Origin of the sequence: Clostridium drakei (genome assembly GCF_000633595.2) — a bacterium.
GTDB lineage: Bacteria > Bacillota > Clostridia > Clostridiales > Clostridiaceae > Clostridium_AM > Clostridium_AM drakei.
Genome location: NZ_JIBU02000005.1, coordinates 98,794 through 121,768, shown reverse-complemented (window position 1 = coordinate 121,768; position 22,975 = coordinate 98,794). Strand labels below are relative to the sequence as shown.

Here is a 22,975-nt window from a genome sequence, read left to right as displayed (position 1 = left end):
CATTGTGTACTTTTTAACAAATAAGTATATAAAAAAACCTGCAGCAACCTGCAGGTTAATATATTATCATATTGAATTTACATAACATTAATAGTCTTTATTTATAGAAAATAATAAACTATATAATTTTTATGCAAACATACATTACCACATACTTCCCACCGAAGTTGTTGTTAATTATTTTAAGGCAGGTTTCCTGACTCATAGATCAATTTACTCTCCAAACTTCCCAGCGGCATGCCAGTGTTTACTAGATTTCATACCTACTCACAGTAGCGGGGGCTGTAAAGGTTTTAAACCTTTTTCCCTATTATCTTCATTTTGAAGCACCCTAAAATATAATATTAAATTTTTATCATATATTTACATTATATCCATTAAATTTACATAAGTCAACATTTTATATATCTTTTCATAAATTTAGATCCTATATGTTACAAAAAAAGGTACACTTACTAAAAAGTAAGTGTAAATTAAGTTTTATAAAGGGATTAAATATATTTAAATTAACACTATATAATAAAAGAGACTTCTTTCGAAGTCTCTAATAAACAATTATAAATACATATTTTGTTACATTTAATACAACTAATTTCAAGTAAAACTCAAAATATAGCAATATTAAAATAATAACTGTTTATGCATTTTCTCTCCCTCCGAAAGACTATAGCAAAAGTAATAGGTAGGTCTCCTGACTTACGGGTCTTCCTCATTCTTCCTTCCCAGAGATACCTCTCCAGTGGATATAGAACTTGTCTCCGTTTACAGTAGCGGGGGCTGCAGTGGATTTTCACCACTTTCCCTTTTAATTAATAAATAAACCTAATACTTTATTATTTAATTTTACAATAATAATTGTATATCTATTTTTGAATTATGTCAATCTTTTTATAGTTTAAAATATTTTGTCAACCTTGACAATGTATTTCCATAGCTTTATCCATAAAGTATTCTCTATTACGATACATATGTCTTCTTATTGTTTCTACTAATTGTTCAGTTCTAGTAGATTTCAGCAGATAATCATTTGCTCCTATTTTTATTGCTTTTTGTACACAATAAAAATCTTCACAAGCACTTACAAATATGATAACCTTATTTTTATCTCTATTCCTTATTATTTCTGCTGCACGTAGCCCATCTAATATTGGCATTTTTATATCCATAAGAATAACATCAGGATTCAGTTTTTCATTCAATCGAATAGCTTCCTTTCCATTACAAGCTTCTCCAACAATGTCAACCTGCTGCATTCCATTTTGTATAATAATTTTAGAAGTTTTTCTTTCAAAACATTCATCATCAACAATCAATATCTTACACATGATAATTCCCCCCTCCACTTTCCCTTTTAACCTCTAATAGCATGAATTTATATAAGCACCTATCGTTTGAATCTTAAAATTTCTATTTAACAAAAACTTTTAAATTCTGTTAATACCTTTTTATGATCCAAAATTTTTCTTATACAAGTTATGCAATTTAGGCTTATTTGAAAAAACATCAGAAAATATCTTTTTTTCATTTAAAATATTCAAATCATGCTTACTGTTAAAGTAGTCAAGTAAAGTATTTTCATCAATTTTATGGACCCAATCCTCCATATATTCTTCAACTTCCAAATTTTCTTCAAATATAGTATCGTCCTGATATATACTTGCAATGTTATACAAATACATTTCAAATTTTAAAATTTCATTAATATTTTCAAGATTTACTCCATCCTGTTCTACTATTTTTTTAACCTTTAAAGAATAAAGCTCATAATAATGCTGAAGATCTTTGTAAAACCCTACTATTTTCTTAAGATATTTATAAAAATATACATTATTCATTTTCACTACTACTTTATTTCTTCTATTTAAATATGTAATCAATCCTGGCTTATAATCAGAAAATTGTGTCTGATAAAAATATCGTTTCATAAAAATCCTCCTCTGAAATAAAAAATCCTTTTAACGAAAACGTTAAAAGGAAATAATCTAATAAATCTTGTTCAATCATATCAAATCGACAAAATCATTATTATAACACTCCCCCTATCGCTCGTAGAGATATTTGTGTGAAATATAGGCAGGTCTTCTGACTCAAGATTCATCATTTTAGCACGCCTTCCCAATATATAAGTGGCATAATGCACTAAAATTCATCTATTACAGCTACGGGATAGTTCAGGATTCTCACCTGATTCCCTTTTAATTAATCAATATAGATTAAACCCATATTTTCTTTATTTTATTTAATTTTAATTTATACCTATTAGTCCCCAATGTCAATAAATTTTTTATTAGTAACTACACTATTTTAATACTATTTTTTTAAACCCTCCAAAATTATCTGCCATTTGTGAGTAAAGCTCTTTTCCAAGAAGAAGTTTATAAATTTCATCAGCTTTTTTCTGTGTATCAATATCTTTGAATTTTTCAGGATAAAGAACCTTTCCAAGATAATAAGCATCAGCCATAGCCGTTTCAATATTGGTAGTATAAAAATTATATGGCATTTGTGAATAAACTTCACCATTTTTAAATGCAGAAAGGTTATTATAATAACTTTGGTTCTTCTTATAATCATCTTTTACTACCTGTAATCCGCCTTCATCTATAAAAATCTTATCTGGATTCCATTTTAAAAGCTTCTCCTTATCTATCATAATTGAACCAGTCTTACCCACCTCATCTACTACATTCTTTCCATGTACAGCTTTAAGCAGCGAATAATTTCCTTGAGTACTTTCAATACCATGAGCACCTTTCATAGAAACTGCTCCTATATATGTACTTGGTTTTTCACTTTCAGAAATATCCTTAGTCCTTTTATCTAAATCATTTTTACAATTTTTCATATAATCAACTACTTCTTTTGATCTATTTTCATTTCCAGTTACCTTTCCTATAATTTCTAAAGAGTTGTATACATCAGAATCAAAGGTAGATTCTTTTCCATAGCTTAATACTACAACAGGTATATTAGTCTTTGATTGCAATTTATCAGCAGAAGACTTATCAGTAGAATAGGTAGTAAAAATCACATCAGGCTTAACTGAAAGTATTTTTTCAGCATCTGGAGAATTATTAGGTCCTCCTTGTCCTATAACCGTAAGCTTTGCAATATCAGTATTTGCCATCATATAAGGTTTGCCAATGGGGCTTCCCTTTTCTATCTGTTCTACACCAACTAAATTCTTTGAACCATTTATATAACAATAAAGTCTCAGCGATCCTGCTCCAATGGCTACAATCTTATTGGCTTTAGATTTTAATGTAACTTGCCTTCCTACTAAATCTGTAACAATTATTTTTTCAGATTTTGAAGTTGAACTTTCAGTAGATTTAGAAGAACATCCTCCAAATAAAAATATCACTCCAAATATTGCTACAATTAGTAAACTTGAAAATCTTCTATTCACAATCATTCCTCCCTGGTAATCTATTATTTATACTATCTACAAAATCACTAAATAATACTTTATAGAGGTACAACCACAAGATTGTCTCTACATTTCTCAATTACTACTGGAACTGAATAAACACTTTCAATATTTTCAGATGTCATCACCTCTGTTCCTCCAACTGCAAAAATATTTTCATCCTTTAAGAGAACAAATTTATCAGCAAATCTCATTGCAAGGTTTAAATCATGTACTATCATTATTGCAGCAATTTGCTGAGTTTTAACTATTTCTTTAATAATTTTTATGACCTCAAGCTGATTCTTCAAATCCAGATTACTTGTAGGCTCATCTAAAAGAAGTACCTTTGGTTCCTGAGCAAGAGCTCTTGCAATTATAACCTTCTGAAGTTCCCCACCACTTAACTCATCTAGATATCTTAAAGAATAATCTTTAAGTCCAAGCATATTAATAACATTACTCACTATTTTCAAATCTTCTTTTGAAGCATTCCATTTAATATAAGGCTTTCTTCCTAAAAGCACAGAATCAAAAACAGTAGTTTTTATGCTTACTTGTTGTTGAGAAACATAACCTATCTTTTGTGCAAGTTTCATAGGACTAAGTTTAAAAATTTCATCTTCCTCAACAAGCACTGCTCCAAACTGTGGTTTTAATATATGATCCATACATTTAAGAAGAGTAGATTTTCCTGCTCCATTCGTCCCTAAAATTGCAAGACATTCTCCTTTTTCTACTGAAAAATTAATATTTTTAAGAACAGATCTACTTGGATATTTAAAACTTAATCCTTGTACCGATAAAATCATTTTCTCTTATCTCCTCTCATAAGCAAATATAAAAACATTGGTGCTCCAAGAAATGATGTAATAGCGCCCACTGGGAGTACTATAGGTGAAATTATAGTTCTTGCAAAAGTATCAGAAATAAGCAGCAAAAGTGAACCCATTAATGCAGATCCTAGAATCAAAAAACGATGATCCCCACCAATAACTCTTCTCATTACTTGTGGACCTATTAAGCCTATAAATCCAATGATTCCAAGAAATGAAACTGCAGCTGCAGTAATTAAAGAAGCTACAAATAGTCCTCCAAATCTTATTCTCTCCACGTTTACTCCAAGACTTTTTGCAGTTTCTTCTCCACTATCTATAGCATTATAATCCCATTGCCTTACTACAAAATATACTATTGAAATTATAATAAGAATCATCATTATAATAACTTCTCTCCATGAAGCTCTTCCAAGATCTCCAAAAGTCCAAAAGACAACTGCAGCTACTTGAACATCCTGAGCAAAATATTGAATAAGAGTAATACCTGCTGAAAAAAGTGATCCAATAGCTACCCCAGCAAGAAGAACAGCTTCTGAAGAAAGTGCTTTAAGTTTTGCTATCATTAAGATAATGAATGTTGCCATCATTGAAAAACAAAAAGCACAAATTGTAACTATATATGGATTATTAATAAGTACTGCATCTGCACTACTGCTTTTTATACTCCCTGCTCCAAATACTATAATAGCAAGATTTGCACCAAATGCTGCAGCACTAGATATTCCTAAAGTTGATGGCGAAGCTAAAGGATTTCTTAAATTACTTTGCATTACACACCCTGAAACAGATAAACCTGCACCAGCTATAATTGCCGCTAAAACTCTTGGAAGACGTATATTCCAAATTACAACATCTGTTATTCCATCACCATTGCCCAAAACAGTCATTATAACTTGATAGGGTTTAATATTAGACGATCCAGCACATATTGAAAATATAGAAAATACTATAATTAACAATATAACAATTAAAACTATTATCCTTTTTCTTGCTGTATATTTTTCATAACTTTGGTTTATTGCGTGTTTCAATTTTCATCAATTCCTTCACGTTTTTTTCCAACAAAGCCATGCTATTTTTGCCCTTGTTTTTTCTTGTACCAAGCCATCCACAGCTTTACTTTCTATATAATTTTTAATAATAGATTTATCTTCTTTTGTCAAAACTTTTGTTCTTTGAAAATAACTCAAAAATTCTAAATAAAGCTCATCTACCGATTCAAATCTCTCCCAACTAGAATCTTTATAGGTTATTTTAGGATAATACCCCATATTCCACAATATGTTAAATGCACAGTATATTTTGTTTCCATGAGGATTATTATTACTAGAATTAAAAATAATCTTTAAAAGCTCATCCTTTAAATTATTTTTTCTTTCTACAAAACCACTTAAAAAATACAAATTTTTTCCACAATTAATCATTTTCATAAAATCCTCATAACTATCTATAGCTGGACTCATAGATGCAAAAACTAAATCAAATTTTTCATTGCAATCGAACTCTTCTAAGCTTAATTCTGACCAAGGTTTTTTAACAAAGGCTATATTATCTATATTCTTTTCCTTTGAATTATTTTCAGCATAAGTAATCATATTCTGAGAAATATCTGTAGCTACAACATAATCAGAAATTTGAGAAAACTGTATAGAATAAAATCCTGTACCACAACCTATATCTAATACGTTTTCAAATCTAACATCTTTTCCTACTTCAACAAAGTCTAATATGTAGCAAAAATCTATCTTTTCTTCTTTTTGTATATCTTTTCTATTAAACTCTTCAGCTCTTTGATTCCAAAATTTTTCTTCCATTGTGTAGTATTTTTTAGAATTATTCCATGACTGTGAAAAATACTTTATATCCATGCATCCTCTCACCTTTTAATCTAATTTTTCTTGAATTTCAAGAACTTCCATTGGACATGCTTTAACACAAATACCACAAGCAATACACTTGCTTGGATTAGGTTTATCTTCATTTTTTACTATAATACCTTTAGGACAGACTTCAACACATTTAAAGCAGCTAGTACATGTTTTTTTATCTATCATATATATACCCTTAACATTTTGTTTAATAGCTCCTTCAGGACATTTTTTTGCACATAATCCACATTGATTACATGTTTTTATGTTTGGAGAATTATCTTTTTTTACATCAATTTTAATACATGAACTACCATAAGTTTTGTAAAATGCTTCAGAACAAGCTATTTCACAACTTAAACAAGCCATACATAGAGAACTATCATTAACAACTAATTTTTTCATTTCACATTCCTCCAGATTATAAAAAATAGTTTTTTAATTTAATGAAATAACTAAAGTTTATTATTAAACTTTAACCCTCTTATTAGGATTATTTGTAGGTATAGATGCTATTAATTTTTTAGTATAAGAATTTTTGATCTTATATGCTTTATCTTCATTATCTATTTTTTCTACTATTGCCCCTTTATACATTACCATTATTCTTGAACAAAGATATTTTACTGCACTCATATCATGTGAAATAAATAATACACCCATGCTATTTGCTTTTATCAATCTTTTTAACATATTTAAAATAGCTGCTTGAGTACAAACATCTAAGCTGGATATAATTTCATCACATATCAAAAATTCAGGCTCTAAAAGCAGTGCCCTGCATATGTTTATTCTCTGTCTTTCTCCTCCACTAATATCTAATGGATATTTAGTCAATATTTCATTTTTTAAATTGGCAAAGGAGATTATATCTTGAATTTTTTTAATCTTCTCATTTTTAGGGATATTATAGTAATTGTTTAAAGGTTCAAGTAAAGAATCTAATACCTTCATATTTGGATTAAGTGAAGTCATGGTATCCTGAAAAATTATTTGACAACTTTTCCTAAAAGATTTTATTTTTTCTCCTTTAAAACTCCAAATATCGCTCCCTCTAAAATTTACGCATCCTTCAGTAGGTTTTTCTAATCTCATTATTAAACGTGAAAGAGTACTTTTTCCACATCCACTCTCTCCTACTAATCCAACTACTTCTCCAATATCTACATTAAAGGAAGCATCATTTACAGCCTTTATGATTTCATTATGAGATTTAATCAATGATAACTTAGTTTTATATACTTTAGATAGGTTATTTACTTCTATTAACATACTTCCAATACCTCTCTATCAAAGGTTGCCTTTATCAGTGAAATTGTATAAGGATGCTTAGGATTATTAAAAATTTCAAATACATTTCCTTTTTCAACTATAAGACCATCCTTCATAACAATTACTTCATCAGCCATTTCCGCTACTACTCCAAAATCATGTGTTATCATAAGTATTGTTGTATTGAATTTTTTTTGTATAAGCTTAAATTGTTTTAGTATTTCCTTTTGTGTAGTTACATCTAATGCTGTTGTAGGCTCATCAGCTATTATTATTTCAGGCTCCATAAATATTGCTGCAGCAATCATCATTCTTTGAATCATACCACCACTCAACTGAAATGGGTATTGCTTCAAAATTACAGCTGGATCTTGTAAATTAAGATTTTCCATTATGCTGCAAATTTTATTTTCAAATTCTTTTTTATCTATAGTCATATTACTTGATATTAAATCATAAATCTGTGTTTCCATAGTTAATGATGGATTAAAACAATTTATAGGATTTTGAAATATAGAAAATATCCTTTTTCCTCTAACTTCTCTTATTTCTCCATCCGTCATTTTAATAAGATCTTGTCCATTAAATAATATACTTCCTCCAGAAATATAACCACTTTTAGGAAGCATTTTTATAATAGACATAGCTGTCATACTTTTACCACTGCCACTTTGTCCTACAATACAGGTTATTTTACTTTTTTTCACTTCAAAATTTATTCCTTTAACTACTTCTTTAATTCCTTTTTCAGTTTTAAAAGTAGTATTCAATTCTTTAACTTCTAAAATATTTTCCAAAATCTCACCTCTTATTCTAAATTTAAATCATTAAGATTATACTTTCTTATCAACATATATATATTCATTGAAAACGCTAATAACTTGATGTACTTCTCTTTAAAGACTTTTGAAGGGCATATACAATAATAGGTATTAAAATAATTTGTATCACTATACCAGGTAAACCTTTAATAAACAGTCCACTTGCCACTACACTCAATTTAAAAGGCTTACTCATTATAATATGAAGTAATACAAAGGTTCCTATTATATTTACTAATCTGCCTAAAATCATACCTGAAATCAAGGAAGAATATACGCTCATCTTAAATTTGTTATAAAATATTGAAATAAATAATCCATAGGAAGCAAGTTCAAAAATCATTATATAAACAAATGGAAATGGAGGCACTCCTGTAAAGACATGACTAAGTAGTGGAGTCAGCACTCCTACACACAATGCATAATAAGGCTCTAAAACAAATGCTCCAATTAAAATTGGAATATGCATTGGCAAAAATATACTACCTGCATCTCTTACACCATGAAACAGAACAGGAAGTATTAAACCTAAAGCTATAAGCAAGGCTCCCCTTATCATTTGTTGTAAATTCGAAACTCTTTTCATATATAAAACCCCTTTCTATCTATTTATTCACCCTATGCATAAGTAACTTTCTTCTTTAAATATTCACCAATAAAGTTAATGCACAACATAGAAATTATTATGGTGATACCTGGGAAAACGACTACCCACCAAGCTCCTGATAAAATGTCATTTTGTGCATTATTTAGCATATTCCCCCAGGAAGGTGTACCTTGAGGTACTCCTATTCCCAAGAAGCTCATAGATACCTCCATAAATATAGACTGAGCACAATTTAAAGTAGCTATTACAACAATAGCTGGCATACCATTTTTAAGAAGATGATTGATTAATATCTTCCAGGTAGGTGTTCCGATGACAATGGCAGCCTTAACAAAATTCTTATCCCTAAGTTCTGCAAATTGTGATCTTACTATTCTAGCTGTAGCAAGCCATGATGTACAACCTATTACTAATATAATACTTACAAGACCACCTCTTATAATGGTTTGAAGTGCAAGCATTATTATTAGAGTAGGTATAGCAAGAAATGTATCCAAAAGTCTCATCATACAGTTATCTAATCTCCCTCCAAAATATCCGCTTATTCCTCCATATATTATTCCTATAGCAGTTGATATCATTACAGAAAAAATTCCAACACTAAGTGAAACTCTTCCTCCATATAGAATTCTTGAAAATATATCTCTTCCCATGGCATCAGTGCCCATTATATTGGAATTATTGGGACTTTGAAGTACTTTTGATAAATTTACATCATAAGGACTATTATGAGCTATAAAAGGAGCAAAAATTGCTCCAAAAATTACAATTAGAAGTATAGTTATCCATATAACATGTGATTTTTTACTTTTCATTATGTCACCTGCTTTCTCAAAGAAGGATTTATAGAAAGCTCTATTATATCAGTTATAATTATGCTTATAACTACCATTACCCCTGTTATAAAGATAGTTCCCATTAGTAATGGATAATCTTTCGAATTAGCAGCTTTGACACTTATCATACCTAAGCCTGGCCAGGAAAAAACCGTTTCAATCATAACTGATCCACCAAAAAAGCCAGGTATGGTTATACCAAGATAATTTATAAAGGGTACTAATGCATTCTTCACAATTCCCTTCATTATCTTCCTTTCTTCCATTCCATTTGCTCTACATGCAGTTACATAATGACTATTGCTCTCTTCCTTAACTTTTTCCTGAATAAATCTTGCATAGGCCCCAACATGTGCAATAACCATTACAGAAACAGGCATTACTAGATGTTTTATCATATCGACTATACTACCATCTCCATCTACACTTTTAATTCCTGATGAAGGAAATATACCAAGCTGAACTGAAAAAACTATTATGAATAAAAGGGCTAACCAGAAGGAAGGAATAGAATAAAATATAACACTTAATGAACTTATAAATTTATCCCAAAGGGAACCTTCATTAAAACCTGCCTTCAACCCTAACGTAAGTGATAAAATTAATATTAATATTATTGAGTTTGAAAATAGCATTAAAGTATTTGGTATTCTCTCCCTTAATATATCTGTAACTTTTCTTCCTTCCAAATATGAAATTCCAAGATCTCCTTTTAACATGCTTTTTGACCATTTTACATATCTTTCAGTTACTGGTCTGTCAACTCCATAATTTTTATTTATCCTTGTTCTTTCTTCTGTGGTAAGTCTATCTGCTAATGGCCCATATAAAGCTGTAGCCGGATCACCCGGCGCAGCATTAATAATAGCAAAGCTTAATATACTTAGGAAAAATATTACAAGCAATCCTTGAAATATTCTCTTTACTACAAATCTTGAAATCATTGCATCTTCCACTCCTCAGTATTCCACAAGAAGCCTTCTCCATGATGTCCTAAAACTCTCTTAGTTGTGTATCCTGAAACTTTCTTATTTACTCCATAAATTGCTGTTATATATGCATCCATACTAAAGGCAGGATTATCTGCTAATTCTTTTTGGAAATCTGCATAATATTTCTTTCTTTCATTCTCATCACTAGTAGTTCTTGCTTTTTCTAAAGCTTCATCTACTTTAGGATCTGAATAGTAACCAAAGTTGTTTCCACTTCCATGATCTGCTTGACTGGAATGGAATATCTTATAAGTGTTATCATCTGCATCAAATGGACTTCCCCATCCAATTACAAAAGCTTCTGTATCTTTTATCTTCATAGCCTTTGGATCTCTTGCATCAACTTTTATATCAAAACCAGCTTTCTTACCTTGAGATGCTACATAATTGGCAATTTTAACTCTAGTATCATCATTATTTCTTGCAAACAATGTAAACTGAAGCTTTTGACCATCTTTTTCTCTTATACCATCTGCACCCTTCTTCCATCCAGCTTGCTCTAATAGTTCATTTGCCTTATCCAAGTTATATTCATATTTTTCTACGTCAGGATCATTAAATTTATTAAGTTGAATTGGTGAATATGCTGCAAATCCATAACCAAGAAGTATTCCTTTTACTATACTTTCTTTATCTGTGGCATAGTTTAAAGCTTTTCTAACATTTACATCCTTAAACATTGGTTTTGTCTTAAAGTTAAACATTATGCCTCTATAATCTGCTGTAGGTATTTTATTTAAAGTAACCTTACTTTCCTTTTCTAAATTAGCAACCTGATTAGGGTCAATTAAAGTTGCATCTAGTTCTCCAGTTTTTAATTGCATAGCTCTAACATTAAAATCTGGTATAAATTTAAGTACAACCTTATCTATATTACCTACTTTATCTGGTCTGCCACCTTTATAATCCTTAAATCTTTCTACTGTCAAACTACTGCCTTTATCCCATTTTACAAATTTATATGGTCCTGCTCCTATTGGCTTTTGATTAAATTCTGCTGTATTTATATCTTTTCCTTCTAAAACATGCTTTGGAACTAGTCCCACAGTCATTTTATCCAATAATGCTGGAAAAGGTTTTTTTAATGTAACTTTAACTTCATAATCATTTAAAGCTTGTACATCTTTTATTTCTTCAAATTGAGGCTTAACTTCTGAATTTACCTTGTCATCTAATATACTTTTTACAGTAAAAACAACATCTTCAGCCTTAACCTCTGTATTATCATGAAATTTAACACCCTTTTTTATCTTAAAATCATATGTTAGTTTATCGTCTGATATTTTATAAGATTCTGCTATTTCAGGTTTAGGTACATTGTTTTCATCAAATCTCATAAGTCCCCTAAAAATTAAATCACTAGCAAAAGCATGTGATTCTATCAATATTGGATTTAATTTTTCATCTTCCATTTCTGCTCCATATACTAATGTTTTTCCTTTAGCTTCATTAGTATTATTTGCTGCCTGTTGTTTTCCACATCCAGTAAACATTGCTGTAATAACAAACACCATGCTTACTAAAATACTAGTTATTTTTTTCATGTTTGTTCCCCCTCATATAGTTTTTACATTTGTCATTTTGTTACCATATACTTATCACAAAGCATTTTTTATGCCAATGTCATAATTTTTATTATATTACTATCATTACTAACACCTATATATTTTATAAAAATATAAGCTGAATACCTTGCACGCTTGGATAAGCTCTTCTAATTTTCAGTTATAGAAAGCCTTTCTTATAAACAAGCTTCACATGACCCTAGAAATCATTTTATTTAAATTTATTGTAATTTCTTATACATTTTTATCAAAAAGATACAATTTCGGTTTCAATATGATATTTTTATCATATTGAAACAGCAAAAAAATACCTAAATACAAGAGGGATTGTATTTAAGTATTTTTTAATTAGGGTTAATTAGGTTTTGGGTTTTTAAATTTATATCAGACTGTACTTATTTACAGAGCAATTCTTATGCCAATGCCTTAAGCCTTAATATTAGTACAATTTATTTTAATATTTATCACTTTGAAATTATAATCAGTTTTAAAATGATAAAATACATTAAACTAGTTTCATTTTGAAATCAAAGTTTTTATCTTACTATGTAATCATATCGATGAGTTGGATTTGGTCGTCCTGGTTTTAAACATTTCGATGCTTCAACCTTTTGGGTTATATCTTCTCCACATACTTTGGAAACTACCTCTGATACTATATTATCTAGTTCGGCTGGATTCATTTCAACACGAGCGTTAATAATCATTTTAGCTTCATTTCCGATTCCAGCACTGCCTCTAATATTTAGAGATTCTTTTTTTCCTGTCAAGTTACCAATAACATATTGATCGCCTGCTTCAACAAACAGTTTTATATGTCCAATAGCTGCTTTTAAGTTATCAAAACGGCTACCTAATTCTTTTAATAACTTTTCTGCTAAACTATCCCATTTTACAGAGTTGCCATGTAGAACTAATGTGGTATTAAGCCACCCCAAAACTGCTTCTCCCTCTGCGTAAACGTCATAATCCACTTCTACCAGATGAGTTCCAGCATTAAGACGACTAGTAACTTCATTCAGCCACATTTCCATGCCTTCTCCATTCTTAGAACTCAATGCAAGGATTGTAGCTAAAGGCCACTTATCAGCTGCACGATTCTTTAATAATTCAAGGTTATCTTGTGACAACAAGTCTGTTTTAGTGATTGCGATAATATCTGCTTCTTCAAGCTGTTTTTGAACAATGTAAGCTGCGCTTTTATGTAACCCTGAGGTTCCTCCATCAAGTATATCATTCAATCTTTCTGGATCTACAAGCACTGTAAGAGGAGAAATATCCAAATCATTTCCGAGTTTCTCTTTTAATGGCTGCATTATAGTTGCTGAAAGATCTGTACAACTGCCCACAGGTTCAGCAATAATTATATCTACCTGTTTTTTTGCTTTTATATTGGAAATAGCATTAGTGAAACCGTTAAAATTACAGCAGAAACAACTCCCACTAACCTCTGATACAACACCACCTGTAAGTTCAAGAAATGCTGTATCCACTAGTTCAGAAGCCTGATCATTGGTTATTAATCCAACATGTTTTCCTTTTTCAGTAAGTTTTCGTGCTGCCTCCCAAAGAAGTGTTGTTTTGCCTGCACCTAGAAATCCACCAACTAAAATAATTCTTGTTTTCATTTTATATCATCCCTTCTTTCATTTTAGTTTGAACACTATAATTTTTGTAGTTACATTTATTATTCATAAGTAACTCCATCGGATTTGTATTTATTTTATTGTTTTTTGTATTTCTACAAGTAAAAGATCTATTGAATCCCTATAATCTTTAAGTGTACGAATCCAGTTTAAAAGACATTGTTTTCCACTCTCAGTAATACTGTAGCATTTTACTAAATTTCCATTATCAGAAATCTGCTCCTTTGACATAAGAAGACCTCTTTCTTCCATAGTCTTTAATTGCCTATATATCCCTGTAGGATCAGGCTTAGCACCTTTCATCATGGGAGATTCAGCTATTTTTTTCAAAATAACATAACCATAAGCATCACATTCATAAAGTATTTTAAGTATTATGGGTTGAACAAATTTATCTAAATTACCACCTTCACAAGAACATTTTTTATAAAGCTTCATATAATAATCACCTCTTAAATTAAAATGATATTAACATTCATATTGACAGACTATTCATAAGATTATAGAATTATATCATAACTATTAGATAATGTCTAATAGTTTATTTATCCTATACTATTAGACATTATCTAATATACTACTAATTCTACAGGAGGAGGAAAATTAATGAATACTTATTACAATCCAGAAGATTTACTTCAATTTGGAAACATAGGAGAAGACGCACCTGAAATGTGGAAAAAGTTTATGGAATATTATGGTCAGGTGTTTGCTGATGGTGAATTAACAGCTAGAGAAAAGGCTCTTATTGCTTTTGCAGTGGCACATGCTATCCAATGTCCTTATTGTATTGATTCCTATACTCAAACACTTCTAGAAATGGGTGTGAATCAGGAGCAAATGATTGAAGCAGTTCATGTTGCTGCAGCCATTAGAGGTGGAGCTACATTAGCTCATGGTATGCAAGCAAAAAATGTAATTAAAAAGCTTGAACTTTAGAAGGTGGTAAATATGGAACAAAATTTATGTTTGGAACAGCTTCATGGAATCCCTTCTTTTTCAAAGAGAGTTCAAGGCCAAGACTTTTGTATGACAAAGCCTCAATTAGATATCATGCAAATGAATATCACCAACTGCTGTAATTTAGGCTGTAAACATTGCCATGTAAATGCCGGACCCACACATACAAAGATGATGAGCCGTGAAACTATGAAAGATTGTTTACAGGTATTTGAAGAAAATAAATTTTCTATACTTGACATTACTGGAGGATCACCTGAAATGAATCCTGATTTTCAATGGCTGGTAGAGGAAGCATCAAGAAAAAACATACACACTATAGTTCGATCTAATTTAGTTATTTTAACAGGAGAAGGTTATACTCATTTACCAGAATTATATGCTAATCATAAAGTAGAAATCGTAGCATCTCTGCCTTACTACTCAGAAAAAGATACTGATAGACAAAGAGGCAATGGAGTTTTTACAGCTTGTATTGAAATGCTAAAAAAACTTAATAACCTTGGATACGGTAAAACATTAGATTTAATACTAAATTTAGTATACAATCCAGGCGGTGCATTTTTACCTCCTAAGCAAGACAGCTTAACTTTGGAATATAAAAAGAAACTTATGGATAAATATGGAATTACATTTAATCAATTGTACACCATTACGAACAACCCCATTGGTCGATTTGGTGAATTTTTAAAAAGCAGTGGAAATCTAAATTCTTACATGAACCGTTTGGTATCTGCTTTTAACCCTGCAACACTAAAAAATATGATGTGTCGTAATCAACTTTCAGTAGGCATAGATGGCACATTGTACGACTGTGATTTTAATCAAGCACGTGGATGGACAATAGAAGGCGTTCATGAAATTAAAGATTTAAAGGAAAAGCCTATAACTGTTCGAAAAATTGTTTTTGGAAATCACTGCTATGCCTGCACAGCTGGCAGCGGCTCTAGCTGTGGAGGAACTACTACTTAGATAAATAACTCAACTTTCGCAGTTTAAAAACATTAAGTCAAAATTTTATATGTGCCAAAGTTGAATAAATAACAAATATATCAAATAAATTTATTCAGAAGCAGGGAGGAAATATCAATGAAAGAAAATAAAATTGTAGAATTGTTTAAGCAGGGTTTTGATTGCGGCCAGGTGGTGCTAAGCAGTTTTGCTCAAGAACTTGGTATGGATACAAAGCAGACAAATAAGATCGCTGCCAGCTTTGGCGGCGGCATGTTCTGCGGTGAAACCTGTGGTGCAGTCATTGGCGCGCTTATGGCAATTGGTTTGAAATATGGACACTATTTGCCAAATACCCCTAACACCAAAAATGAAAATATATCAAAAATAATGGAATTTAGAGAAAAATTTTTAATGAAGTATAATTCTACAGTTTGCCGTGAATTATTAGGCTATGACATAAGCAAACCAGAAGAAATGAAAATTATTTTAGAAAAAGGATTATTATTTGACTTTTGTCCTAAATTAGTAAGCTATGTCACAGAAATTTTAGGCGAGATATTATCTCAGGATAACACTAATGGAGACAAAGAAAATGAAAATTGAGCAAAAACTTCAGCAAATTCTTGATAAGTCCTGGAGCAATATCCGCCTAAACCGAGAAGAGTGTAAATACCTTCTGTCTATTGATGAAACAAGTTATGCATCTGGACTAATACGCAGTACTGCAAATTCTATAATCCGAAGCAAAAATGATAATTCTGCCATCATACTTGGACAAATTGGTGTAGAAATATCCCCCTGCCCTGGAAAATGCAAATTCTGTACCTTTGGCGATGGACATACAAAGTTTGAACCAAGCCGTATTGGTCAGGAGGAACTACAAGAGAAAATGATAAGTTTCTGTAAAGAAGGAGATCTATATGCACTTTATCTTATGACAATGCATGAGTATGATCTGGAAAATTTTTTAAATACTATACATTTTGCAAAAAAGATTGCTCCACCAACCACACAGTTATGGTCAAATATAGGTGATACTGACCTTGATACATTTAAAGAAATAAAGAAGGCTGGCATTACTGGTGTATACCATGTTTGTCGTTTAGGAGAAGGTATAGATACAAGCTTAAAACCTGAAAATCGTATCAAGACAATGCAAAACGCTCTTGATGCTGGTTTAGAACTGTATACCTGTTGTGAACCAATTGGTCCTGAGCACACAATAGATCAATTAGTTGATAACATATTTATTGGTGCAGAAATGGGAATATACCAGCATGCTGCAATGCGTAGAGTACCAGTACCGGGTACACCTTTTGCAAAGTATGGTCAAATTAGCGAACTAAGGCTTGCCCATATAGTTGCTGTTATTGCACTCTGTACTGTTACCTTACCTACCATGGCTTACATGGGTGTTCATGAACCAAATCAGCTTAGTTATGCATCAGGTGCAAATATCATTACTGCAGAAAGCGGAGCAAATCCTCGAGATTGTCAGTCAGATACCTCTAAAAATCGCGGTATGGATATGGCACGCTGCCGTAAAATGTTATTTGAATGCGGATTTACCAACATACGTCGAGGCGATGAAAGTAAAATTCCATTGGATTTTGAATATCTCGTAAAAACAAATTCCCTAGACTAAATTAGTAAAAATAGTATCAGCCTATATCTTAAATTATCATATAAAATAAGATATAGGCTCTATTTTATAAGAAATGAACCTATAAACAATAATTTATATCCATATTATTCCCTATTAACAATCCATATGCCAATACAAGCTAAAACTAATGCTGCCAAGCTCTTCATATCCCATATAGAATCTCCTAATAAAATAGCAGATAATAATGCACCAAATACAGGTATTAGGAAGCTGTAAATAGCAATCTTACCAACTTTGTTATGTTTATATAACGCAGACCATATCACTAACGAAACAGATGATAAAAGAGCCATATATAATAATAAAATCCAGCATTTAGCTGATGTAAAAATTAAGCTACCACCCGCAAATTTCCCTATAACTATCAACATTGAACTGCCTAATATAAGCTGCCATATTGTTGCCACAAATACATCATTCTTTTTTACCAATTCTTTATTGTATATACTGCCAACAGACCCCATCACAGTAGATAAAATTACAAATCCATCACCAGTTAAATTAAATGATATATTCAAACCTTTTCCTTCAAAATTAATTATAATTATCCCTAAAAATCCTATGATACAGCCTATAATTTTATTTAAGGATAACTTATCATTCTTATAAATAAAATGTGCTAATACAATACTCACAAAAACCCCTACAGAACCTAATATAGAACTTTTTACCCCTGTGGTATTTGCCATACCAATATAAAGAAAAACATACTGCAAAAGAGTATGGACAACCCCTAAAAGAGTTAGACTTTTAAAATCTGATAAAACTTTAGGCATTACGCTTTTCCCCATAGCTTTCTGTATAAACATTAAAATTATGCCTGCCAAAAAAAATCTATACCCTGCAAATAGTAATTTTGAAAAGCTATCCTTTGATTGTATATAAAAAAAATCATATCCTAATTTGATTGCTGGATATGCACTCCCCCATAAGAAAGTACATAATATACATAATAACACTATATATCTCTTATTGGTAAGTATTTTATCTAAATTGATTTTTTTATTATTTGCCATATTTGCTCCTCGTCTTTATATATTTCAACATACTAAGAGGAGAAATCAAAAAATGATTTCCCCCATAAGTAAAAATGTTTAATTTGCTAAACTATTTCTCATTTGGATTTTCCCCATAAGCCACCATAGGACCACCCTTAATAATACATAAACTACCAACTTGGTAAAGTAATATTCCATTCATTTCAGCAACACAGGTTTCTAACACATTACCAAAATAATCCTTAACTTCACCTAATACTTCCCCATTTTTGAAAGTATCTCCTACTTTTTTAGTCGGATACCAACAGCCCGAATGTTCAGCATTTTTGTAAATAACATTTCCTACATCAACAGGATTATAAGTTCTTTGAGAAACATTTCCCTCCAAAACTCCCAAATAGCGTAGAACATTTCTAACATCCTGTTTTCCTAGTTCTACTTCTTCTTTCGACCACCGTCCCATGCAACCTCTCTCAATTAGAATACTAGGAATTCCACAGGAACCTGCATAATTGTAAGAACCACCACTAACACAAGGAGATTGCACCAAATAAGGAACATTTACTAGTTCAGCCATCTGTCTTGCTTTATGCACTACCTCTGGAGCTGCTGCTCCTACACAATATACATAAGGTATTAACTCCTCATATCCATCTCCACAATGAAGATCAATATAATAGTCTGCATTTTTTTGAAATTCTGTTACAACGGTATGGCAGATTTTATCTGCCACTGTTCCTTGATCACTTCCTGGGAATTCTCTATTTAGATTTTTTCCATCTTCATAAACCAAACTCATAGTTCGGTGTTCAAATCCAGTTCTATTCATCAAATGTAATATAATAAGATTTCCTGTAAGCTTTGATGGTAAGATTTCATTAGCTATTTCAATTGCTGTTTGAATTCCTACATATTCTGCATTATGTACACCTCCTGAAATGAATACTGTTTTTCCTTCCTTTTCTCCGCAAATAACAGTAACTGGGAGTTCTATATCTGTCCCTTTAACTTTTACATATCCTGATGACTTTTCTCCAGCCTCAGCGCATATATTTCCTATTTTCATTGTTTTCATAAACCATTATACCTTCCTTACTTAACATATATATTTTATTCAATTATAATGTAATTTAACAAAAGTCGTAGTTAACCCTATATTTACCTTAAGTGGTAAAGCACTATTATTCATGAGTAACACGATGGCATGCTACCTGATGTCCTAGAGCAATTTTATGCAATGTAGGCTTATCCTCTCTACACTTTTTTATGCAGTACTTACATCGATTTTGAAATATACATCCTGATGAAAAATCAAGTGTCCTATCAACTTCATATTCCATAGGTTCTATTTTTTTATTGCGATCCATATGAATTGAAAACAATGCTTCCAATAATGTCTGAGTATATGGATGGGAAGCATTCTCTCCAACTTGATCTCCTGGTATTATTTCCACTATATGCCCCTTATACATTACTGCAATTTGATGAGCAAATGTCTGAATCAATGCGATATCATGACAAATAAATATAATACTTATACTTTTTTCTTTTTGAAGTTTGACTAATAAATCAATAATATTTTTTTGTATAGAAACATCTAAAGAAGAAGTAGCCTCATCACATATTAAAATTTCAGGTTCCAGAGAAAGTGCTCTAGCAATACTAATTCGCTGCCTTTGCCCTCCACTCATATTATGTGGAAATCTATAAAGAAAATTTTCAGGCAATTCAACTAGTTCAAGTAATTCTTTTGCTTTTAATCCCTTTTCCTTCTTACTTAAGCGTCCAAAATTCATAAGTGGCTCTGTCAAAATATCTATCACTTTCATTTTAGGGTTAAATGAAGCCAATGGATCTTGAAATACCATTTGCATGTTCTGACGATTCAGCCATTTTTCTTTTTTTGATAACTCTAAAATATTTTTATCATGAAAAAATATTTCTCCCTTTGTTGGAGGATCTATTTGAATCAAAGTACGTACAAAAGTAGATTTTCCACAACCACTTTCCCCAACAATTCCTAAAGTTTTCTGTTTATATACATTAAGGCTAATATCATTACATGCTGTAAGGGTTCGATTTTTGGATATAGGAAACTGTTTTACAATATTTTTAGTTTCTAAGATAATATCCGACTCTTTAAACAAAAAGATTCCCCCCTAATTTCAGGTATTGCATTCAACAACTTTTTTGTGTACTCGCTAGTAGGATGATTTATAACTTCATCTCTTGTTCCTTGATCTACAATTTCCCCATGTTTCATAACAATCAGTTTATCTGACATATATGCAGCTATACCTAAGTTATGAGTCACAATAATTATCCCTGTATTATAAGTATCTCTAAGCTTCATCATCTGACTTACGATTTGTGCCTGAGTGGTAACATCAAGTGCACTAGTAGGTTCATCTGCCAATAATAGTTCTGGATTAAAGGTCATTGCAATTGCGATTCCTACTCTTTGCCGCATCCCCCCACTCAACTGGTGAGGATAACTTTTCATAATGTTTTCACAATCAGGAAGCTGCATTTTTTCCAGCATAGAAACAGCTTTTTCAAAAGCTTCATGTTTAGATACATCACTATGAGTACAAATATATTCTACATACTGTTTCCCAATCTTCCTTAAGGGATTTAAAGTTCCTCCACAATCCTGAAAAATCATTGACATTTTTGTTCCTCTTAGTTTTCTCCATTCATCCTTATGTATTCCTAATAAGGATTTGCCTTGAAATTCAATATATCCATCGGTTACTTTTCCAGCCTCAGGCAAAGCACCTAATATTGCTCGAATAACTGTAGTTTTTCCACTTCCACTTTCTCCAACTACACTAATGACTTCACCTTTCTTCATAGAAAGATTAAAATGTTCTATAGTAGGCTTTTGTTTACCATATTGAACTGTCAAATCATCAATTCTTAACATAATATACTCCTTTATTTTGCCAGTGTAATATCCTTTGTTAACCAATAATAATCATTTGGATACATATTAACCCCTTTTACTCTTTTTGATGAGAATAGATAAGTAGTTTCATATCCAAAGAAAACTGTTGATGCATCATTCATAATTAACTGTTGAATTTGTATAATTAATTTTTTTCTTGAATCTTTATCAAATTCTTTGGAAAGTTGATTTAAAAGCTTATCTACCTCTGCATTATTGTACCCTGTCTGATTAGATGCAGATGTACTGTACCAATTCTCACGTAAATACTTTTCTGGATCTCCTGTATTTGCCACTAACACATTCCAAATTAACAAGTCGAATTTACCAGAATCTCTTGTATCTAATAGTGTTTCATAACTAACGGTATTTAACTTAACATTTAAACCAATTTTTTTCAAACTTACCTGAGCAGCCTGTGCATAAACATTCAATTCTTTACGACTAGTATATATAACGAAATTTAATTGTAATGGTTTTCCATCTGGTGTCTCAACAAAGCCATCACCATCTATATCTTTATAACCAGCTTCTTTCAATAATGCTTTTGCTCCTTCTGGATTATAGCTATTTTCATCCTTTAATTCATTAAATCCAAAATCAAGAGTTGGAGGTACTGGTGCTTTTCCAGCTGTTGCACCGCCTTCCAATAAAACATTACAATAAGTTTGTTTATCCAATCCACGTATAAGTGCTTGTCTTAGTTTCAAATCATTTAATGGACCTTTCTGATTCATAAAAGCAAAAGTAGCTCGTAAAGATTGTAATTTCTGTATGTTGTACTTATCAGTATCTTTAAACTCAGATAAGTTTTCTGCTTTTAAATTGTATGCAATATCAGCCTCACCTGTCTGCAATGCCATAGAACGAGTTGTCTGATCTTCTATACATTTAAAGGTAACCTTATCCAAGGGTACATCACCATTCCAATAATTCTTATTTTTTACAACTACACAAGAATCTGTTGGCTTAAAAGATTCTACAGCATAAGGTCCTGTGCAAATTGGTCCTTTCATTGCAATAGAGTCTTTATTAGCATTTGTATCAACAATCAAGAACAATGGATCAGCTAAACTTCCAGGAAGTATTGCAACTGGTTCTTTTGTAGTAATTTTAAGATTCTGACCCTCAACTTCCATAGAAGCTAATTCAAAGAAAGAAACTGCACGCTTGCTTAATTTAAAAGTACGCTCTAAGGATTTCTTTACCATGTCTGGAGTCATATCATCTCCATTAGAAAATTTAACACCTTTACGGATTTTAAATGTCCACGTCTTTCCATCCTCGCTAGATTGGAAGCTTTCAGCCAAACAAGGTTCAATTCCACCTTTTTCATTAAATCTAACTAGGGTTTCTCCTACTCCATATCTAGTTATTACCCAACTAAAATACTGCTGTGTTGGTTCTAAAGTATCAGCAAAACTGGTTACAGCAATAGTAACTTCTCCACCTTTTTTTGATACATTAGATTTATCTTTAGAATTTCCACAACCAGCCATCAATGATAAACTCATTGTACTTACCAAAACAATGCCTAATACATTTTTAAAAAACTTATTCATTTTATATTCATTCCTTTCTTTAAAGGCAACATT

24 protein-coding genes and 3 riboswitches are annotated in these 22,975 nt (G+C 31.2%); of the genes, 4 read left to right on the top strand and 20 right to left on the bottom strand.

The features are described 5' to 3' along the window. Positions 1-169 precede the first annotated feature (169 nt). Positions 170-349: riboswitch (cobalamin riboswitch) on the bottom strand. Between the two features lie 315 nt (positions 350-664). After that, positions 665-841, bottom strand: a riboswitch (cobalamin riboswitch). Between the two features lie 67 nt (positions 842-908). The 15 genes from EG57_RS0203435 to EG57_RS0203365 all read right to left on the bottom strand — a co-directional run bounded on the left by EG57_RS0203435 (position 909) and on the right by EG57_RS0203365 (position 14,293). After that, positions 909-1,325, bottom strand: coding sequence for a response regulator (locus EG57_RS0203435; RefSeq protein WP_029161336.1), 417 nt, complete (start codon positions 1,323-1,325; stop codon positions 909-911). A 120-nt stretch (positions 1,326-1,445) separates the two neighbouring features. Next, positions 1,446-1,925, bottom strand: a complete 480-nt coding sequence (locus tag EG57_RS0203430) for a hypothetical protein (RefSeq protein ID WP_032075881.1) — start codon at positions 1,923-1,925, stop codon at positions 1,446-1,448. A gap of 130 nt (positions 1,926-2,055) precedes the next feature. After that, positions 2,056-2,238, bottom strand: a riboswitch (cobalamin riboswitch). A 61-nt stretch (positions 2,239-2,299) separates the two neighbouring features. Further along, a complete protein-coding gene (locus EG57_RS0203425; RefSeq protein WP_032075880.1) occupies positions 2,300-3,415 on the bottom strand; it encodes an ABC transporter substrate-binding protein in 1,116 nt (371 codons plus the stop codon). A gap of 53 nt (positions 3,416-3,468) precedes the next feature. Continuing rightward, entirely contained in the window at positions 3,469-4,221 is a 753-nt protein-coding gene (locus EG57_RS0203420; protein ID WP_032075879.1) for an ABC transporter ATP-binding protein, read from the bottom strand. Then, the gene (locus EG57_RS0203415) at positions 4,218-5,279 is read right to left on the bottom strand and encodes a FecCD family ABC transporter permease (protein ID WP_032075878.1); all 1,062 of its coding nucleotides are present in this window, start codon (positions 5,277-5,279) and stop codon (positions 4,218-4,220) included. Before EG57_RS0203415 ends, EG57_RS0203420 begins: the two co-directional genes overlap by 4 nt. A 15-nt stretch (positions 5,280-5,294) precedes the next feature. After that, positions 5,295-6,116, bottom strand: a complete 822-nt coding sequence (locus tag EG57_RS0203410; protein WP_032075877.1) for a class I SAM-dependent methyltransferase — start codon at positions 6,114-6,116, stop codon at positions 5,295-5,297. A gap of 15 nt (positions 6,117-6,131) precedes the next feature. After that, a complete protein-coding gene (locus EG57_RS0203405) occupies positions 6,132-6,521 on the bottom strand; it encodes a 4Fe-4S dicluster domain-containing protein (RefSeq protein ID WP_032075876.1) in 390 nt (129 codons plus the stop codon). A gap of 63 nt (positions 6,522-6,584) precedes the next feature. Then, positions 6,585-7,388 (bottom strand): ABC transporter ATP-binding protein, encoded by an 804-nt coding sequence (locus tag EG57_RS0203400; protein ID WP_032075875.1) that lies wholly within the window; start codon positions 7,386-7,388, stop codon positions 6,585-6,587. Beyond that, the gene (locus EG57_RS0203395) at positions 7,382-8,185 is read right to left on the bottom strand and encodes an ABC transporter ATP-binding protein (RefSeq protein ID WP_032075874.1); all 804 of its coding nucleotides are present in this window, start codon (positions 8,183-8,185) and stop codon (positions 7,382-7,384) included. Before EG57_RS0203395 ends, EG57_RS0203400 begins: the two co-directional genes overlap by 7 nt. 76 nt (positions 8,186-8,261) lie before the next feature. Then, complete coding sequence (locus EG57_RS0203390) at positions 8,262-8,795, bottom strand: ECF transporter S component (RefSeq protein ID WP_032075873.1); 534 nt, start codon at positions 8,793-8,795, stop codon at positions 8,262-8,264. Positions 8,796-8,827: 32 nt separating this feature from the next. Next, a complete protein-coding gene (locus EG57_RS0203385) occupies positions 8,828-9,631 on the bottom strand; it encodes an ABC transporter permease (protein ID WP_032075872.1) in 804 nt (267 codons plus the stop codon). Continuing rightward, complete coding sequence (locus EG57_RS0203380; protein ID WP_032075871.1) at positions 9,631-10,596, bottom strand: ABC transporter permease; 966 nt, start codon at positions 10,594-10,596, stop codon at positions 9,631-9,633. Before EG57_RS0203380 ends, EG57_RS0203385 begins: the two co-directional genes overlap by 1 nt. After that, positions 10,593-12,188, bottom strand: coding sequence for an ABC transporter substrate-binding protein (locus tag EG57_RS0203375; RefSeq protein ID WP_032075870.1), 1,596 nt, complete (start codon positions 12,186-12,188; stop codon positions 10,593-10,595). The genes EG57_RS0203380 and EG57_RS0203375 overlap by 4 nt, the downstream gene beginning before the upstream one ends. Before the next feature lie 557 nt (positions 12,189-12,745). Next, complete coding sequence (locus EG57_RS0203370; RefSeq protein ID WP_032075869.1) at positions 12,746-13,837, bottom strand: GTP-binding protein; 1,092 nt, start codon at positions 13,835-13,837, stop codon at positions 12,746-12,748. A gap of 90 nt (positions 13,838-13,927) precedes the next feature. Continuing rightward, positions 13,928-14,293: a PadR family transcriptional regulator gene (locus tag EG57_RS0203365; protein ID WP_029161322.1), complete on the bottom strand. Its 366-nt coding sequence runs from the start codon at positions 14,291-14,293 to the stop codon at positions 13,928-13,930. Positions 14,294-14,461: 168 nt separating this feature from the next. Between EG57_RS0203365 and EG57_RS0203360 the strand changes: the two genes are divergently transcribed. From EG57_RS0203360 to EG57_RS0203345, 4 genes are all read left to right on the top strand, one after another. After that, positions 14,462-14,794, top strand: a complete 333-nt coding sequence (locus EG57_RS0203360) for an arsenosugar biosynthesis-associated peroxidase-like protein (RefSeq protein WP_032075868.1) — start codon at positions 14,462-14,464, stop codon at positions 14,792-14,794. 12 nt (positions 14,795-14,806) lie between these two features. Continuing rightward, positions 14,807-15,787 carry an arsenosugar biosynthesis radical SAM (seleno)protein ArsS gene (arsS, locus tag EG57_RS0203355; RefSeq protein ID WP_032075867.1) on the top strand — a complete coding sequence of 327 codons (981 nt, stop codon included), beginning with the start codon at positions 14,807-14,809 and terminating at the stop codon, positions 15,785-15,787. A gap of 117 nt (positions 15,788-15,904) precedes the next feature. Next, positions 15,905-16,372, top strand: coding sequence for a C-GCAxxG-C-C family protein (locus EG57_RS0203350; RefSeq protein ID WP_052037731.1), 468 nt, complete (start codon positions 15,905-15,907; stop codon positions 16,370-16,372). Beyond that, positions 16,362-17,414: a biotin synthase BioB gene (locus EG57_RS0203345; RefSeq protein WP_052037730.1), complete on the top strand. Its 1,053-nt coding sequence runs from the start codon at positions 16,362-16,364 to the stop codon at positions 17,412-17,414. The genes EG57_RS0203350 and EG57_RS0203345 overlap by 11 nt, the downstream gene beginning before the upstream one ends. 104 nt (positions 17,415-17,518) lie before the next feature. Here EG57_RS0203345 and EG57_RS0203340 read toward each other — a convergent pair whose 3' ends face one another. From EG57_RS0203340 to EG57_RS0203320, 5 genes are all read right to left on the bottom strand, one after another. Beyond that, positions 17,519-18,451, bottom strand: a complete 933-nt coding sequence (locus EG57_RS0203340; protein WP_108849498.1) for a DMT family transporter — start codon at positions 18,449-18,451, stop codon at positions 17,519-17,521. 91 nt (positions 18,452-18,542) lie between these two features. After that, positions 18,543-19,508, bottom strand: a complete 966-nt coding sequence (locus tag EG57_RS0203335; RefSeq protein WP_032075866.1) for a M14 family metallopeptidase — start codon at positions 19,506-19,508, stop codon at positions 18,543-18,545. 106 nt (positions 19,509-19,614) lie between these two features. Next, the gene (locus EG57_RS0203330) at positions 19,615-20,580 is read right to left on the bottom strand and encodes an ABC transporter ATP-binding protein (RefSeq protein WP_029161315.1); all 966 of its coding nucleotides are present in this window, start codon (positions 20,578-20,580) and stop codon (positions 19,615-19,617) included. Next, the gene (locus EG57_RS0203325) at positions 20,553-21,359 is read right to left on the bottom strand and encodes an ABC transporter ATP-binding protein (protein ID WP_029161314.1); all 807 of its coding nucleotides are present in this window, start codon (positions 21,357-21,359) and stop codon (positions 20,553-20,555) included. Before EG57_RS0203325 ends, EG57_RS0203330 begins: the two co-directional genes overlap by 28 nt. A gap of 11 nt (positions 21,360-21,370) precedes the next feature. Next, entirely contained in the window at positions 21,371-22,942 is a 1,572-nt protein-coding gene (locus EG57_RS0203320) for an ABC transporter substrate-binding protein (RefSeq protein ID WP_032075865.1), read from the bottom strand. Positions 22,943-22,975: the final 33 nt, after the last annotated feature.

Excerpts from the sequence above, each read along its gene's own strand:
- EG57_RS0203320 (WP_032075865.1), bottom strand. The coding sequence starts at position 22,942 with ATGAATAAGTTTTTTAAAAATGTATTAGGCATTGTTTTGGTAAGTACA.
- EG57_RS0203335 (WP_032075866.1), bottom strand. The coding sequence starts at position 19,508 with ATGAAAACAATGAAAATAGGAAATATATGCGCTGAGGCTGGAGAAAAG.
- EG57_RS0203390 (WP_032075873.1), bottom strand. The coding sequence starts at position 8,795 with ATGAAAAGAGTTTCGAATTTACAACAAATGATAAGGGGAGCCTTGCTT.
- EG57_RS0203435 (WP_029161336.1), bottom strand. The coding sequence starts at position 1,325 with ATGTGTAAGATATTGATTGTTGATGATGAATGTTTTGAAAGAAAAACT.
- EG57_RS0203375 (WP_032075870.1), bottom strand. The coding sequence starts at position 12,188 with ATGAAAAAAATAACTAGTATTTTAGTAAGCATGGTGTTTGTTATTACA.
- EG57_RS0203430 (WP_032075881.1), bottom strand. The coding sequence starts at position 1,925 with ATGAAACGATATTTTTATCAGACACAATTTTCTGATTATAAGCCAGGA.
- EG57_RS0203425 (WP_032075880.1), bottom strand. The coding sequence starts at position 3,415 with ATGATTGTGAATAGAAGATTTTCAAGTTTACTAATTGTAGCAATATTT.
- EG57_RS0203380 (WP_032075871.1), bottom strand. The coding sequence starts at position 10,596 with ATGATTTCAAGATTTGTAGTAAAGAGAATATTTCAAGGATTGCTTGTA.
- EG57_RS0203385 (WP_032075872.1), bottom strand. The coding sequence starts at position 9,631 with ATGAAAAGTAAAAAATCACATGTTATATGGATAACTATACTTCTAATT.
- arsS (WP_032075867.1), top strand. The coding sequence starts at position 14,807 with ATGGAACAAAATTTATGTTTGGAACAGCTTCATGGAATCCCTTCTTTT.
- EG57_RS0203350 (WP_052037731.1), top strand. The coding sequence starts at position 15,905 with ATGAAAGAAAATAAAATTGTAGAATTGTTTAAGCAGGGTTTTGATTGC.
- EG57_RS0203410 (WP_032075877.1), bottom strand. The coding sequence starts at position 6,116 with ATGGATATAAAGTATTTTTCACAGTCATGGAATAATTCTAAAAAATAC.
- EG57_RS0203420 (WP_032075879.1), bottom strand. The coding sequence starts at position 4,221 with ATGATTTTATCGGTACAAGGATTAAGTTTTAAATATCCAAGTAGATCT.
- EG57_RS0203370 (WP_032075869.1), bottom strand. The coding sequence starts at position 13,837 with ATGAAAACAAGAATTATTTTAGTTGGTGGATTTCTAGGTGCAGGCAAA.
- EG57_RS0203405 (WP_032075876.1), bottom strand. The coding sequence starts at position 6,521 with ATGAAAAAATTAGTTGTTAATGATAGTTCTCTATGTATGGCTTGTTTA.
- EG57_RS0203345 (WP_052037730.1), top strand. The coding sequence starts at position 16,362 with ATGAAAATTGAGCAAAAACTTCAGCAAATTCTTGATAAGTCCTGGAGC.
- EG57_RS0203400 (WP_032075875.1), bottom strand. The coding sequence starts at position 7,388 with ATGTTAATAGAAGTAAATAACCTATCTAAAGTATATAAAACTAAGTTA.
- EG57_RS0203340 (WP_108849498.1), bottom strand. The coding sequence starts at position 18,451 with ATGGCAAATAATAAAAAAATCAATTTAGATAAAATACTTACCAATAAG.
- EG57_RS0203360 (WP_032075868.1), top strand. The coding sequence starts at position 14,462 with ATGAATACTTATTACAATCCAGAAGATTTACTTCAATTTGGAAACATA.
- EG57_RS0203325 (WP_029161314.1), bottom strand. The coding sequence starts at position 21,359 with ATGTTAAGAATTGATGATTTGACAGTTCAATATGGTAAACAAAAGCCT.
- EG57_RS0203365 (WP_029161322.1), bottom strand. The coding sequence starts at position 14,293 with ATGAAGCTTTATAAAAAATGTTCTTGTGAAGGTGGTAATTTAGATAAA.